The sequence below is a fragment of the Cellulophaga sp. RHA_52 genome (assembly GCF_007827205.1).
In the GTDB taxonomy this organism is placed as follows: Bacteria; Bacteroidota; Bacteroidia; order Flavobacteriales; family Flavobacteriaceae; genus Cellulophaga; species Cellulophaga lytica.
On sequence record NZ_VIRZ01000001.1, the window covers coordinates 1,115,686 to 1,131,419 of the forward strand.

Here is a 15,734-nt window from a genome sequence, read left to right on the forward strand (position 1 = left end):
AACTTTAGGGTACTGTCAACCTTAATTTTACATACTATTTTATTAGTACTTTTTATGCAGATTTAGTTTTTATTAATCTATAAAATGTTAGCGTAGGTAAAGTTTAAAATGTTTATGTGTCTGTAAATTAGCGATTTAAAATTTTTGGCACGCCCTTTGTTTTATACTTGGCAGAACCAATACATTTTTTATTATGAAAACAAAATTACTATTAGGATTACTGTTATTGGGAACCTTAGTTTCATCATGCTATTCTGAAATAATAATAGAAGACGATTTTATAGAACCAGGATTTTCTGTAGAACACGCAATACATAAATATGACCTTTGGTATGTAGATATTAACGCAACACAAGGTAACGGGGAAGTTCCTTTTTTACAACGTGCATTTACTATAACATTTAACAATGGCCGTTTGTATGCTAATAATAATATTGTTGGTATTGGTAAAACCGGTGGCGGCTATGGTGTAGATGTTGGTAATTATGATGTTTTTAATGATGGTATACGAGTAAACCATAGTGTAGATGGTAGGTGGCCACTAGAAGTGTATGTGGTAAATAGCAATACATTAGAGTTGTTAGATGTTGCCACAAACACATCATACTACTTAAGGGGGTACAGACAAAGTACGTTTGATTATGATTATGTTTTTTATGATAATTTAAAATACTTTTTGCAGGAATATGATGCTTGGGAAAAAACATACACAAGTAAAGAAGGTGCTATAAATGATTTTGATGAAGAAAACTTTTTGCAATTTTTTACAGATGGTAATGCCGATGTTTTTAGGTCATCTATAGATAATAATGGTACCAGACCAAGAAACTTACAATGGGATTATGAAGGTGAGTATAAGGTGTTTGATGTAGAAGGAGATGAAACCTTAAAGTTGCTAGAACTAGATTATGATTTTTTGGGTGATGATTATTTTGAGTTTTATGTTATTAATGATAGTACAATAGAACTGTACCATCCAAATTCTGGCACGGTTTATGAATTTACAGGAATAGGATACATACAATACTTAAAAGGTGATGTATCTACTACAGATAAAAAAAGAACAAAGTCTACTAACAGTTTAAAAACAGTAAAGAGACAGCGTATAAAATAAAAAGAATTTTTAGGTTGGTTATTAGTTGTAAAACCGTCTTAAACAGTAGTATGTTTAAGGCGGTTTTTTTATGTTTATTGGTCTTCTAATTTTAAAATAGCCGTTGTATAATTTCTTGTGTTTATACACAGTTTTTCATCTGTAATTAGTGAACGTCCTAATGACGGAATCATTTCTGTTAACTTTTGCTGCCAAGCTTTAGATTTTACTTGCATTGGAAAACATTGGTTTAATACAGATAACATTATAGATACAGATGTAGATGCACCTGGTGATGCACCAAGCAAAGCAGCCAACGTTTTGTTTTTGTTGGTTACAATCTCGGTTCCAAACTTAAGCACGCCACCTTCTTTGGCGTCTTTTTTAATTATTTGTACACGTTGCCCAGCTGTAATAAGCTCCCAGTCTTCAATTTTAGCATTTGGGTAGTATTTTTCTAATGCTTTAAAGCGTTCTTCTGGCGACTGTACAACTTGTTCTATTAAGTATTTGGTTAGTGATATGTTGTGTAAACCAGCCCTAAGCATAGGAAAAATATTATGTGCGTCTATAGATAGTGGCAAATCAAAATAAGAACCATTTTTTAAAAACTTAGTAGAAAAACCAGCATATGGCCCAAAAAGTAAAGAGCGTACGCCATTTAGCATTCTAGTATCTAAATGCGGAACAGACATTGGTGGTGCGCCAACTTCTGCCATGCCGTATACTTTGGCTTCGTGTTGTAAAATAACTTCAGGATTATTACATTTTAAAAACTGTCCGCTTACCGGAAAACCACCGTAACCATCTGCTTCAGGAATATCAGATTTTTCTAATAGTTTTAAAGCGCCACCACCAGCACCAATAAACACAAAATTACTTTCTATTGTTTTTTCTTTATCTGTATGTAAATCTTTAACCTCTATTTCCCAAGTGCCATCTTTTTTATCATCAATATCTTCTACTTGGTGACCTAAAAATACTTCTACACCATCACAAGACTGCAGATAGGCAATCATCCCTCTGGTAATAGTTCCAAAATTTACATCTGTACCTATAGACATTCTTGTGGCTCCTATAGTTTGGTTTTTGCTACGGCCTGTCATCATTAAAGGTACCCATTCTTTAATTTCATCATAATTTTCAGAATGCAACATATCTTTAAAAATAGGATAAGCTGTAAGTGCTTTGTGTCTTTTTCTTAAGAAGTTTAAATTTTCATCACCCCAAACAAAACTCATATGGTCAATGTCATTAATAAAAGGATCTTCTGCAGGAAGTAAATTGTTTTTTACCAAATAAGCCCAAAGTTGTTTAGACACCTCAAAAGATTCACTAATTTTTAATGCCTTAGAAATATCTATTTCTCCTTGTTCATTTTCTGGTGTGTAGTTTAACTCACAAAAGGCAGAGTGCCCAGTGCCGGCGTTGTTCCAAGCATCAGAGCTTTCTGCGCCTACTTTATCTAAACGTTCATAAATAGCTATTTTAGCATCTGGTATTAGTTGTTTTAATAAAACGCCAAGCGTTGCGCTCATAATGCCAGCTCCTATAAGTGTAAAGTCTTGTTTTGCCATTGTATAGTTGTGTTTACTACAAAGCTAAGAAACGTTTTGTTAGCGGATAGTGTTAGATTTTTAAAATTTAGAGAGGTGTTTTTTAGTTTTAGACACTTTATTTCTCTAAAAGCTCAATAAAGACTATTTTTGCGCCCTTAATTTATAAGCTAAAATGAAAAAGTATTTAAATTTATTCGATTTCCAGCAGAAGGTAGATTATAAAAATGAAATTTTAGCAGGATTAACGGTGGCAATGACAATGATTCCAGAGTCATTAATGTTTGCTATTCTTGCCGGTTTTTCGCCTTTAGTAGGTTTGTATGGTGCTTTTATTATGGGATTAGTAACAGCAATATTTGGCGGTAGACCAGGATTAATTTCTGGTGGAGCTGGTGCAACCGTAGTAGTCCTTATGGCGTTAATGAACTCTCACGGTTTAGAATATGTTTTTGCAGCAGTTGCTTTGGCAGGTGTTATTCAAATGATAATAGGTCTTTTAAAACTAGGTAAGTTTATACGCTTGGTTCCACAGCCGGTAATGTTTGGGTTTGTTAATGGTTTAGCTATAATTATTTTTATGGCCCAAATGGACCAATTTAAGGCAGGTGTGGGAGATGCAGCAGTTTGGCTAACAGGTGAGACATTGTATACTATGCTAGGTTTGGTGTTGTTTACAATAGCAATAATTGTTTTTGTTCCTAAGGTTACTAAGGCAGTGCCAGCTTCATTAATAGGAATTATTGTTGTGTTTTTAGTAGTGTATTTTTTTAATATAGAAACCAAACAAGTAGTAGATATTATAAATCAAGATACATTACCAGGAGAGCCACTAAAATCGCTTAGTGGTACATTACCTTCTTTTCACATTCCTACTATTCCGTTTACATTAGAAGCCTTTAAAATTATTTTACCTTACGGATTAATAATGGCAGCTGTAGGTTTAACTGAAGGTTTGCTTACGTTAAACTTGGTAGATGAAATTACAGGAACAAAAGGAAATAGTAATAGAGAGTGTGTAGCTCAAGGTGGGGCAAACATATTAAACGGTTTCTTTGGCGGAATGGGTGGTTGCCCTATGATTGCACAAACTTTAGTAAACTTATCTGCAGGTTCAAGAGCAAGATTATCTGGTATAATTGCTGCGTTAACTATATTGGTTATTATATTGTTTGGAGCGCCGGTAATAGAGCTTGTGCCAATAGCTGCATTGGTTGGTGTTATGGTAATGGTTTCTGTAGGTACTTTTGAGTGGGCTAGCTTTAAGGCTTTACGAAGAATGCCTAAACCAGATATTTTTGTAATGATATTGGTTACCTTAATCACTGTATTTTTACATAATTTGGCTTTAGCTGTATTGATAGGAGTAATAATTTCTGCATTGGTATTTGCTTGGGAAAGTGCTAAGAGAATTAGAGCTAGAAAGTATGTAGATGAAGACGGAGTTAAGCACTATGAGATATACGGGCCTTTATTTTTTGGATCTACCACATTATTTAATGAAAAATTTGACGTACAAGGTGATCCAGATAAAGTAATTATAGACTTTAAAGAAAGTAGGGTTACCGATATGAGTGGTATTGAAGCTTTAAATAAGATAACAGAACGTTATGCTAAAGTGGGTAAAAAGGTTCACTTAAGACATTTAAGTAAAGATTGTATACGTTTGTTGTGTAATGCAGATGATATTATTGATGTAAATGTAATGGAAGACCCAACGTACAAAGTAGTTGCTAATAAGTAAACTATTTTGCTACACTAAATTTATATAAAGTTACGCTGTGGTATTCTTCTTTAGGACGCAATACCACAGTAGGAAACTGAGGCTTGTTAGGACTATCTGGATAATGCTGTGTTTCTAAACAAAAAGCAGCTCTAGGATGGTATTTTTTACCCGATTTACCAATTAAATCACTACCAATAAAATTGCCCGTATACAATTGCACTCCTGGCTCTGTAGTGTATACATCCATAGTAATACCCGTTGATGCTTCTTTTGCTGTTGCGGCCAAATTTAAAGTTGTGTTTTGGTCTATAACATAGTTATGGTCATAGCCATTACCAATAATTAACTGCTCATAATCTGCATTAATATCTTTGCCAATTGTTTTTTCTTTTCTAAAATCCAAAGGTGTATCATCTACAGCTGTTAGTTCTCCTGTAGGTATGCAAGTTGTGTCTACACTTGTAAAAGAAGACGCATTAATTTGTAGTTTATGATCTAAAATGTCGCCATTGCCTTCTCCTTTTAAATTAAAATAAGAGTGGTTTGTTAGGTTTACAACCGTTGTTTTATCGGTAATTGCCCAATATTTAATTTTTATGGCATTTTTATCTGTTAGGTGGTATTGTACTTTAATCGCTAAGTTACCAGGGTAACCTTCTTCCATATCTGCAGAAACGTAGGTTAATTCTAGCGTATCTCCGGTAGGTTGCTTAGCATCCCAAACAACAGCATCAAAACCTGTTGTGCCACCGTGTAAGTGGTTTTCACCATTGTTAACAGCTAAATTGTATGTTTTGTTGTCTAGTGTAAATTTACCCTTTGCAATTCTGTTGGCATATCTACCCACAATACTACCAAAATAGGCATTAGGATTGGTTTGGTATTCATGTAAAGATTTATATCCTAAAACAACATCTTTAAAATCATTGTTTTTGTCTTTTACCCATAATGAGGCTAAAGTGCCGCCATAGTTTGTTATTTGTGCAATAGAACCTTGCGCATTTTTTAAAGTGTATAGCGCTACTCTTTTACCGTTTATTAAGGCTTCAAAATCTTTTGGGTTTAGTAGTTGTGGTGCCATTTAAAAGTTGGTTTAGGTGTTTAGTTTTTTAGTTCTACTAAAATTGGACAGTGGTCACTGTGCTTAGCTTCTTTTAAAATAACAGCTCTTTTTAAGCGATTTTCTAAGGTTTTGCTAACCATACCGTAATCCAATCGCCAACCTTTATTATTGTTTCTTGCGTTAGCTCTGTAGCTCCACCAAGAGTAGTTGTGTGGCTCTTTATTAAAGTGTCTAAAACTATCTATAAATCCGCTTTCCATAAAATTTCCAATCCACTCGCGTTCTACAGGTAAAAATCCAGATACGTTTTTATTGCGTACAGGATCATGAATATCTATAGCTTCATGACATATATTATAGTCGCCTACTACAATAATATTAGGTTTGTCTTTTTTTAATTCATTAATATATTTCTGAAAGTCATCCATATATTTTAGTTTAAAATCTAGTCTAGCCAAATTTGTACCAGATGGTAGATACATACTCATAATAGAAATATCTCCAAAATCTGCTCTAATATTTCTACCTTCAAAATCCATATAATCTATACCTGTACCGTAGGTAACATTATCTGGTTCTGTTTTAGATAAAATAGCAACACCACTGTAGCCTTTTTTTTGTGCGCTATACCAATAATTATAGCTGTAACCAGCCTCTTCAAACAAAGATAAATCTAACTGTTCTTTAAGTGCTTTTATTTCCTGAAGGCATATAACATCTGGGTCTGTAGCGGTAAGCCAATCTATAAAACCTTTATTAATTGCTGCGCGAATACCGTTAACGTTATAGGATACTATTTTCATTATATGTAATTAAAAGGTTAAAAATAGAAAAAACAAAGGGTTCTATGAAAAATGAATGACAGAGATTCTTACAAAAAGTTCTATTTTTGCCAATTGAAAAATGAGATATAGAAAACACTAACATTATGAAAAAAGGATTATTAGTAGTAGTATTTTTATTGGGAGCCAAGATGGCATTTGCTCAAGCTTACTCTAATTTTGATAAAAACCAAGAAATTAAATTTAACATTGGTATGTTTTTAGCAACAACTTCTGTAGAATTTGGATACGAGTATTTTTTAGGTGATGATACTAGTGTTGGTGCAATTCTTCATTTTGATGGTGACGGTGAAGATTACAATGGTAGCTTTGGTTTTGGACCAAACTTTAGGGCTTACTTTGGAGATTTACCTAGAAGTGGCGCTTTTGCAGAAGCTTTTGGTTTGTATTTAAAGGGAGAAAAAAAATACAATGATATGGGCTCTAGAATTGTTGGAGAATACAGTGGTGTAGCTCTTGGTTTAGGTGGTGGTTACAAGTGGGTAACACGTAGCGAACGTTTTACATTAGAGCTAAATGGTGGTTTTGGTAGAAATATAAATCCTAAAGAATTTCAGGACGATTTTATTTTTAGAGCAGGTTTATCTGTAGGGTTTAGATTTTAAAAAAATAAAGTCATAAAAAAAGAGCTCACTACTGTCAAATGCTTTAGTGAGCTCTTTTTGTATAAGTACTTAAAATTATATTTTTTTAAGCCATTCTTTCATAGATACTTCTGCGTTAATAATAGATTTTAAATCTGCTATAGCTACACGTTTTTGCTCCATAGTATCTCTGTGACGTATAGTTACTGTTTTGTCTTCTAAAGTTTGGTGATCTACTGTAATACAAAACGGAGTACCGTTGGCATCTTGTCTTCTGTAACGACGACCAACAGCATCTTTTTCATCATATATTACTTTAAAATCCCACTTTAAATCCTCTATAATTTCTTTAGCAACATCTGGTAAGCCATCTTTTTTAACAAGAGGTAAAATAGCAGCTTTTGTTGGTGCTAATACAGCAGGTAGCTTAAGAACGGTTCTTGTAGATCCGTTTTCTAATTCTTCTTCTACAAGAGAATTAGAGAAAACAGCTAAAAACATACGGTCTAAACCTATAGATGTTTCTACCACGTAAGGTACATAGCTCTCGTTAATTTCATGGTCAAAATATTGTAATTTTTTACCAGAGTGCTTTTCGTGGCTACTTAAATCAAAATCTGTTCTAGAGTGTATACCTTCAAGCTCTTTAAAGCCAAACGGGAATTTAAATTCTATATCTGCGGCAGCATCTGCGTAGTGTGCTAATTTATCATGGTCATGAAAACGGTAATTGTCTTCTCGCATACCTAAAGATAAATGCCATTTAATACGGTTTTGTTTCCAAGCCTCGTACCATTCTTTTTGTGTGCCAGGACGCACAAAAAACTGCATTTCCATTTGTTCAAATTCTCTTTGGCGAAAAATAAATTGTCTTGCAACAATCTCGTTTCTAAAAGCTTTTCCTATTTGGGCAATACCAAAAGGAATTTTCATACGTCCAGTTTTCTGTACGTTTAAAAAGTTTACAAATATACCTTGTGCTGTTTCTGGTCTTAAGTAAAGATCCATAGCACTGTCTGCAGAAGCTCCTAGCTTGGTGCCAAACATTAAGTTAAATTGCTTAACATCTGTCCAGTTTTTAGATCCAGATACTGGGCAAACAATATCTAATTCTTCAATTAAACTCTTTACGTCTGCTAAATCTTCATTTTCTAAAGACTTACCCATTCTAGATAAAATAGTATCAATTTTTTCTTGATAACCTAAAACGCGTGGGTTGGTAGTAACAAATTCTTGTTTATTAAAAGCTTCACCAAAACGTTTAGCAGCTTTGGTAACTTCTTTATTTATTTTGTTTTCTAATTTGGCACAGTAGTCTTCAATTAAAACATCTGCTCTGTACCTTTTTTTAGAATCTTTATTATCTATTAATGGGTCGTTAAAGGCATCTACGTGTCCAGATGCTTTCCAAACCGTTGGGTGCATAAAAATGGCAGAGTCTATACCAACAATGTTATCGTGCAATTGCACCATTGCTTTCCACCAATATTGCTTAATGTTGTTTTTTAATTCTGCTCCGTTTTGTGCGTAGTCATATACAGCACTTAAACCGTCGTATATTTCACTAGATTGAAAAACGTAACCGTATTCCTTAGCGTGAGATATAACCTTTTTAAATTTGTCTTCTTGATTTGCCATATGGCAAAAATAGAACTTTAGTGTTAATAGATTGAATTATTTTAATTCAAATTCTATAGAAGAAAGTAATTTTTCTTCTTCAAAAACATTTAAAGTGTACATACCCGGCTTTAGAGCGCCTGTAGGAAACTTAATGTGCTCACAAATTTCTTCATTAACACCTGTGTAAATAATATCTACAGCTTTGCTATACTCATTACCTTTTACATTAATAATATTAGCATTGTTAGCTATTACTTTTTTGTTAGGGTCTAAAAATTGTAAGTACAACCTTTTTTCTATGTTAATGTCATTTGGGTTGCCACTAATGGTAGTGCAAGCTCTTAATTTAGAAATTAGACTTGCTTTATTGGTATTAATATCTCTACCATTACGCACTCTAAAAGCTAGAGCCTCAGAGCTTCTAATTTTTAAATATGTTTTATTTTTTAATTCTTTATTTAATTTGCTATTGGCATCTTTTAAGTCTTCTTCATTCTGCGCAGCAGCAAGTGCTTGAGCCTTGTATTGTTCTGCACGTTTTTTAGCATTTTGTACGGTTTCGCTTAAAACAACATTGCTATATTTTAAGGCATTGTATTTCATATTAAGACTGTCGTACTTAAGTTGCCACCTGCGTAAATCTCTTTTGTTTTGATCGTATTTTTTACTATCAAAATTTAACTGCCCAATAGAGTCTAATAATCTAGATACATCATTGTTTGCTACATCTAAATCTATTTTATTTACTTCTATTTCTGATGATAAACTTTCTATGTTAGCTTGCATATTGGCAAGCTTATCGGTAAGCATTTTCTTTTCTCGTTCCAGGTAACTTATATTACTGTTGGACTGTGCGTTGCTGTAATAAAAAGCAATTAATATACCCAGTATTACGGCCGCAAGCGCAGCTATAATTACTTTGTATTTTAAATTGTTATCTTGTGAGTCCATCAAAAGTTGGAGGTAATTTTAAGTAGGGTTAAATTTGGGACATTATAAGTTGTCAAATATACTAAATCATATCAATAAAATACTAATGCCCTTAGGGTGTTTTGGATGTAATACACCTTTGCGTAAAGGTGAACGATTAATTTGTACCGTTTGTCGAAATGAATTACCACTTACCGAGTACAATTTTACCGATGAAAACCCAATTGACCGTGTTTTTTATGGCAGAATTAATGTTAAAAAGGTTAATTCTTTCTTATTTTTCACAAAAAATGGGGTGGTAAAAAACATAATTCATCATTTAAAATATAAAAATCAGCAACAACTAGGGACCTTTTTTGGGCGCTGGTATGCGCAGTCAATTAAAGAACGTTTAGATATAGATATTGTTGTGCCCGTACCTCTACATAAGAAAAAATTAACAAAAAGAGGGTACAATCAAGTTAGCTTATTTGGGCAAGAATTGGCATTGCATTTTAATGCTAGTTACCAAGAAAATGTTTTATTTAAAACTGCTAATACTAGAACGTTAACTAAAAAAAATAGGTTTTCTAGATGGAAAGTAAATCAGGATTTATACAAGTTAACTAATGAAGAAAATGTGGCTGGTAAAACCATTTTATTGGTTGATGATGTAATAACAACCGGAGCTACAATTGAGGCTTGTGCTACTGCATTACATAAAGCAAAAAATGTAACAATTTATGTAGCAACAATTGCCGTAGTACCATAGTTTTATGTTTGTGTAAATTGTTGTTACTTTGCGTTAATATTTAGGTTATGGCAAGACGTATTTTTAGCTTACTTTTTTTAGTGTTGGTTGTGTTTGCATTGGTGCATTGTGCAAGAAGAGGAACACCGTCTGGCGGACCAAAAGATATTACGCCTGCAGAGCTTATAAAGGCTACACCTGCTAATAAAAGCATAAATTTTAAATCTAAAACTATTAGGTTGGAGTTTGATGAGTATATAAAATTAAAAGATATACAAAAGCAACTTATTGTATCTCCTCCTTTAAAATATCAGCCAGATATTACGCCACAGGGTTCTGCTAGCAAGTATATAGAAATTACTATAAAAGACACTTTAAAACCAAATACAACTTACACATTTAATTTTGGACAAAGTATTGAGGATAATAACGAAGGAAACCCAAGTAGTTTTTTAAGTTATGTTTTTTCTACAGGAGATTATATAGATTCTTTAAGTATTTCTGGTGTTGTAAATGATGCTTTTAAACAAAAGGTAGACGAGTATGTAAGTGTTGTGCTGTACAAGGTTGACAGTACGTATACAGATTCTACTATTTATAAAGAGCCACCTTATTACATAACTAATACATTAGATAGTACCAATATTTTTTCATTAAAAAACCTTAAAGAAGGTGAGTATGCTTTATTTGCATTAAAGGATGAAGGCAATAACAATACATTTGATCAGGGTATAGATAAAATAGGTTTTTTAGATCACTACATAACAATACCAACAGATTCTATTTATGTGTTAGATTTGTTTAAAGAGGTGTCAGATTTTTCTATGTCTGTACCAAGTTATGCATCAAAAAATAAAATAATATTTGGGTACAATGGTGATGGTAGTGATGTTGAAATTATTCAAAAAAGTTACTTGCCAGATAGTGTAAAAACTAAAGTAACTAAAGAATTAGAAAAAGACACTCTAAATTATTGGATTACTCCTTTTGAGGCAGACTCTTTAATTTTTAATGTAGTTAGTAATCGCCAAAAAACATTAGATACATTTATTGTTAAAACAAGAAAACTTCCTGCAGACTCATTAAAATTTACAGCTGTTTCTAATAAAAGAATTAGTTTAGAAAACCAATTTTGGGTTGCAGCCAATACACCAATTAAGTCTATAGACACATCAAAAATAAAAATAGTAGATAAAGATACATTACCTGTTTTTGTGCCAATTAGTTTAGATACTATAAAAAATAGGTTAGATTTTGATATGGTTGTGCCATTAGAAAACGAGTACAGTATTACAGTATTACCAGAGGCAATTACAGACTTTTTTAATGCTGTAAATGATACCATACAATACCGAGTTTCTTTTGTAGATCCCACAGAAAATAGCTTACTAACTGTAAACTTGGCTGGTGAGGTAACTTACCCAGTAATTGTACAATTAATAGATGGCTCTGGTAAGCTTGTAAGAGAGCAATTTGCTACAGAGCCAAAACCTTTTGTGTATAAAAATGTTAAGCCAGGAGAATACCAGGTTAGAGTAGTAGAAGATACCAACGGAAACCAAAAGTGGGATACAGGTAATTATTTACAAAAAACATTTCCAGAAAGAGTTAGTTATTCACCTGCATTAAACTTAAGAGCTAACTGGGAAGAAACACTTACGTTTCAAATTACAAGGTAAAAGTATCTCTGTCATCTAAAAACTTTAATTTGTTACGCATATCAATTATGTGTTGTTTGTTAATTGTAGTGTGTAGAATTTCATTATCATTAGAAAAACAAATTTGGTTGCCAAGTACGTCGTAAGCAGCAGAATGTCCAGTGTACTCATATCCAGAGTTGTCTGTACCTACTCTGTTTACACCAATGCAATAGCTCATATTTTCTATAGCTCTAGCTTTAAGCAATGTGTCCCAAGCTGTAACACGCTGTTTTGGCCAATTTGCAACATAAAGTAATATGTCATAATCTTCTGTGTTACGCGCCCATACAGGAAACCTTAAGTCGTAGCAAATTAAGGGGCAAATTTTAAATCCTTTATAATCTACAATTAGCTTTTTGGTACCTGCTTTATACACCTTGTCTTCACCAGCTAGTGTAAAAGTGTGTTTTTTATTGTAGGTTTCATAAGTTCCGTTAGGGTAAACAAAAAATAATCTGTTGTAAAACGTGTTGTTTTCATAAAATAGAATACTACCTGTAATTGCTATTTGTTTGCTTTTTGCAATAGTTTGCATCCAGTTTCTTGTTTTTTCTCCCTCACTTTTAGCAATTTTAGATGGGTTCATTGTAAAACCAGTGGTAAACATTTCGGGTAAAATAACTAGATCTGTTGCAGTGGTTATTGCATTTATTTTGTTTGATAACACATTTCTGTTTTCTTCTGGGTTTTCCCAAACAATAGGTGTTTGTACTAGTGAAATATGTAAAGAGTTGTAAGAGCTCATTATATTATTTTTTTAAACTGATGATGTACTAGCATAAAAGTACTACTTTTAATACAGAAAGTGCATTGGTTTTTGTGCCTATACAGGTAGTTTAATCAGACCAAAAACAGCAAACAATGCAGAACTTAAAACAATCAAAAAAATGAAGAAATTAGTTTACGGATTATTGGCATTACTATTATTAGGTTTTGTTCCATCAAAACAAGGGTTAAATAATGCAGATAAAGAGTTAGTAGTAACAGAAATGACTAGGACAAGTAAAAAGTTGTTAAAAACTATTAAAGGATTAAGTAGTGAGCAGTTAAACTTTAAAGCAAGTCCAGAGTCTTGGTCTGTAGCAGAGTGCGTAGAGCATATAGCAATATCAGAGAGCTCTATTTTTAGTGTGGTAGAAAAGGCAGTGCAAGTGCCAGCAGACGCATCTAAAAGAAAAGAAGTTAAATTTACTGATGATGAGGTGATTGGTGTAATGTTAAATAGAAAAAATAAAGCTAAAGCGCCATCTGCAATTGAGCCTAGCGGTAAGTTTGGCAGCCATAAAGAAACTATTAAAGCTTTTGTTGCAAAAAGAAAACAAAATATTAAATATGCTAAAAAAACAAAAGATAACTTAAGAAATCATTACGGAGAAATGTCTTTTGGTACATTAGATGGTGTACAATTAATGGTATTTATTTCTGCTCATTCTGAGAGACATACACTACAGATAAAAGAAATAATGAATAATGAAAATTTCCCTAAAAATTAGTGAATAGTTATAATGTTTTACTGTAAAAGGCTGTGTTTTTAACAAAAGCACAGCCATTTTTTCTTTTAATTGATTGATATTTACGGTATTTGCAATATTTTTTATCATTTTTGCACTAAAAAATATTTTTTAAATAAAGTTATTTCTTACTTGGTTAGAAATATGCTATATTTAAATTAAAGAGAGGCTAAGCTTTGCAGAAAACACATACAAATATATTTATTGATGACGCACCTATAGAGATAGGTGTTCTAGATGTTAATATGCATTTTGTAAAATGCTCTAAATTTTGGTTGCGTAAAATAGGAAAGACAGAAAAAGAAATTATTGGTAAGTCTTATTATGAAGTTTTTCCTGACACAACAGATGATATAAAAAAAATACACGAGTATTGTTTAAAAGGCAGCTATATTAGTTTTGAAGGAGAAAAGGTTGTAGATAAAACCGGAAAAGTACAATGGTTTAATTACAAAATTAACTCTTGGGAAAATGAGAAAGACAAAGTAGGAGGGCTAATTATAGTAAGAGAAGATATTTCTCATAAGCGAAACGAAGATGAATACCGTTTAAAAGCACAAGAAGTAGCAAACGTAGGTGGTTGGGAGGTAAACCTAATAAGTAATGAGGTGTACTGGACCAGCATTACAAAAAAAATACACGGTTTAGATGATGATTATGTGCCTAATTTAGAAGCCGGAATTAACTTTTATAAAGAAGGATACCATAGAGAAAAAATAGTTTCTTTAATAAGCGAGGCTATTAGTAACGGAACTCCTTGGGATGAAGAGTTGATAATAATTACGGTTAACGGAGAAGAAAAATGGGTTAGGGCTATTGGTAGAGCAGAGTATATAAATGGCAAAGCTGTAAAATTAACCGGATCTTTTCAAGATATAGATGAAAGAAAAAGAGCAGAATTAGTGTACTCTGTAGTTCAAAAAAGATTAAATATTGCCACTAAAACAGCAAATATTGGTGTTTGGGACTATGATTTAGCTAAGCAAGAACTTAGTTGCGATAATGAAACTTTAATTTTATACGGAGCGGAAACATCTACACAAAAAAATTTACACAAGGCCTGGAAAAATATACTTGTAGAAGAAGATAGAGATAGGGTAATAAATGAAATGCATTATGCCATACAGAATAAAGATGAGTTTAATACCGAGTTTAGAATAAAACAGAGAAACGGGAGTATAAAGTACATAAAATCTATTGGGCAATTACACAAAGACCAAAATACTGGTGCTGTAAAAATGATAGGGGCTAATTGGGATATTACAGAATATAAACATGCAGTTTTAAAATTAGGCAAAAGAAAAGAGTCTTTTGCTGGGGTTTTTAACAACTCTTCTGTAGGTATGGCTTTAATTGGTTTAGATGGTAAATGGCTAAAAATAAATAAAAGTCTTTGTAATAGTTTAGGGTATACTAAAGAAGAGTTAATGAATTTAACTTTTCAAGATGTAACCCATCCAGATGATTATTTAAAAGATCTAAATTTTTTAGATCAATTAATTGCAGGGGAAATTGATAATTACCAAATAGAAAAAAGATATTTTCATAAAAAAGGACATACCGTTTATGTAATTTTATCGGTAACAAAGGTAACAAAAATAGATGGAAGCTTATCTCACTTTATATCACAGGTGGTAGATATTACATCTCGTAAGGAAGCAGAAAACAAAGTAAAATCAGTATTAAAAATTACTGCAGACCAAAACGAGAGTTTAACTAACTTTGCACATATAGTATCTCATAATTTAAGGTCTCATTCTACAAACCTATCAATGCTTACGGGATTTTTAATTAATGAGACAGACCCAGAAGAAAGGGCTAATTTAATTAATATGTTAAATGAGTCTTCTGATAGTTTAGATGAGACTATTACACATTTAAACGAGGTGGTTAGTGTTAAATTAAATGTGCTTGGTAAGTTAGAGGGTGTAAACGTTTTAGAAACTTTTGATTCTGTTAGGAAAAGTATAATAGCCCACCTAAAAGAAAATGATGTTATCTTAAATATACAAATACCTAAAGAGCTTGTAGTTAGTGCTGTGCCTGCATACTTAGAGAGTATTTTATTAAATTTACTTACAAATAGTATTAAATATAGTTCCCCAAAACGCAGATTGGTAATAGATGTAAAAACCAAAAGGGAAAGAGATAAAGTTGTACTTGCTTTCTCTGATAATGGTTTAGGTATTGATATGAAAAGGCATAGGCACAAAATTTTTGGAATGTATAAAACATTTCATAAGCATAAAAACTCCAAAGGTATTGGGCTTTTTATTACCAAGAGTCAAATAGAGGCTATGAACGGAAAGATAGAAGTTGAAAGCTCTGTAGACATAGGTACAACATTTACACTATATTTTAATTGTTTTAAATAATTTG

13 protein-coding genes are annotated in these 15,734 nt (G+C 32.4%); 7 read left to right on the top strand and 6 right to left on the bottom strand.

All coding sequences use genetic code 11. From position 1 onward, the window contains the following. Positions 1 to 193 precede the first annotated feature (193 nt). Positions 194 to 1,114, top strand: a complete 921-nt coding sequence (locus JM80_RS04875; RefSeq protein WP_144709365.1) for a nicotinic acid mononucleotide adenyltransferase — start codon at positions 194 to 196, stop codon at positions 1,112 to 1,114. Between the two features lie 74 nt (positions 1,115 to 1,188). Here JM80_RS04875 and mqo read toward each other — a convergent pair whose 3' ends face one another. Next, the gene (mqo, locus tag JM80_RS04880) at positions 1,189 to 2,670 is read right to left on the bottom strand and encodes a malate dehydrogenase (quinone) (protein WP_075694691.1); all 1,482 of its coding nucleotides are present in this window, start codon (positions 2,668 to 2,670) and stop codon (positions 1,189 to 1,191) included. Positions 2,671 to 2,824: 154 nt separating this feature from the next. Between mqo and JM80_RS04885 the strand changes: the two genes are divergently transcribed. Beyond that, positions 2,825 to 4,393: a SulP family inorganic anion transporter gene (locus JM80_RS04885; protein WP_013620677.1), complete on the top strand. Its 1,569-nt coding sequence runs from the start codon at positions 2,825 to 2,827 to the stop codon at positions 4,391 to 4,393. A 1-nt stretch (position 4,394) separates the two neighbouring features. Here the strand turns inward: JM80_RS04885 and JM80_RS04890 are convergent, their stop codons facing one another. Further along, on the bottom strand, positions 4,395 to 5,456 hold the full coding sequence (locus JM80_RS04890) for an aldose epimerase family protein (protein ID WP_144709366.1): 1,062 nt from the start codon (positions 5,454 to 5,456) through the stop codon (positions 4,395 to 4,397). Positions 5,457 to 5,476: 20 nt separating this feature from the next. Then, complete coding sequence (locus tag JM80_RS04895) at positions 5,477 to 6,241, bottom strand: exodeoxyribonuclease III (protein ID WP_013620675.1); 765 nt, start codon at positions 6,239 to 6,241, stop codon at positions 5,477 to 5,479. 125 nt (positions 6,242 to 6,366) lie between these two features. Between JM80_RS04895 and JM80_RS04900 the strand changes: the two genes are divergently transcribed. Then, on the top strand, positions 6,367 to 6,885 hold the full coding sequence (locus JM80_RS04900) for a hypothetical protein (protein ID WP_013620674.1): 519 nt from the start codon (positions 6,367 to 6,369) through the stop codon (positions 6,883 to 6,885). A gap of 75 nt (positions 6,886 to 6,960) precedes the next feature. Here JM80_RS04900 and JM80_RS04905 read toward each other — a convergent pair whose 3' ends face one another. Continuing rightward, positions 6,961 to 8,502 carry a glycine--tRNA ligase gene (locus JM80_RS04905; protein WP_144709367.1) on the bottom strand — a complete coding sequence of 514 codons (1,542 nt, stop codon included), beginning with the start codon at positions 8,500 to 8,502 and terminating at the stop codon, positions 6,961 to 6,963. Between the two features lie 36 nt (positions 8,503 to 8,538). Beyond that, positions 8,539 to 9,435, bottom strand: coding sequence for a hypothetical protein (locus JM80_RS04910; RefSeq protein WP_013620672.1), 897 nt, complete (start codon positions 9,433 to 9,435; stop codon positions 8,539 to 8,541). An 85-nt stretch (positions 9,436 to 9,520) separates the two neighbouring features. Here JM80_RS04910 and JM80_RS04915 point away from each other — a divergent pair, with 85 nt between their 5' ends. After that, a complete protein-coding gene (locus JM80_RS04915) occupies positions 9,521 to 10,165 on the top strand; it encodes a ComF family protein (protein WP_013620671.1) in 645 nt (214 codons plus the stop codon). 47 nt (positions 10,166 to 10,212) lie between these two features. Then, positions 10,213 to 11,823: an Ig-like domain-containing protein gene (locus JM80_RS04920; RefSeq protein ID WP_144709368.1), complete on the top strand. Its 1,611-nt coding sequence runs from the start codon at positions 10,213 to 10,215 to the stop codon at positions 11,821 to 11,823. Here the strand turns inward: JM80_RS04920 and JM80_RS04925 are convergent. Then, positions 11,813 to 12,589, bottom strand: a complete 777-nt coding sequence (locus JM80_RS04925; protein WP_144709369.1) for a nitrilase family protein — start codon at positions 12,587 to 12,589, stop codon at positions 11,813 to 11,815. The genes JM80_RS04920 and JM80_RS04925 overlap by 11 nt on opposite strands. Positions 12,590 to 12,731: 142 nt before the next feature. On the opposite strand from JM80_RS04925, the gene JM80_RS04930 reads away from it, so the two are divergent. Then, positions 12,732 to 13,337: a DinB family protein gene (locus JM80_RS04930; protein ID WP_013620668.1), complete on the top strand. Its 606-nt coding sequence runs from the start codon at positions 12,732 to 12,734 to the stop codon at positions 13,335 to 13,337. 194 nt (positions 13,338 to 13,531) lie between these two features. Next, positions 13,532 to 15,730, top strand: coding sequence for a PAS domain-containing sensor histidine kinase (locus tag JM80_RS04935; RefSeq protein ID WP_144709370.1), 2,199 nt, complete (start codon positions 13,532 to 13,534; stop codon positions 15,728 to 15,730). Positions 15,731 to 15,734: the final 4 nt, after the last annotated feature.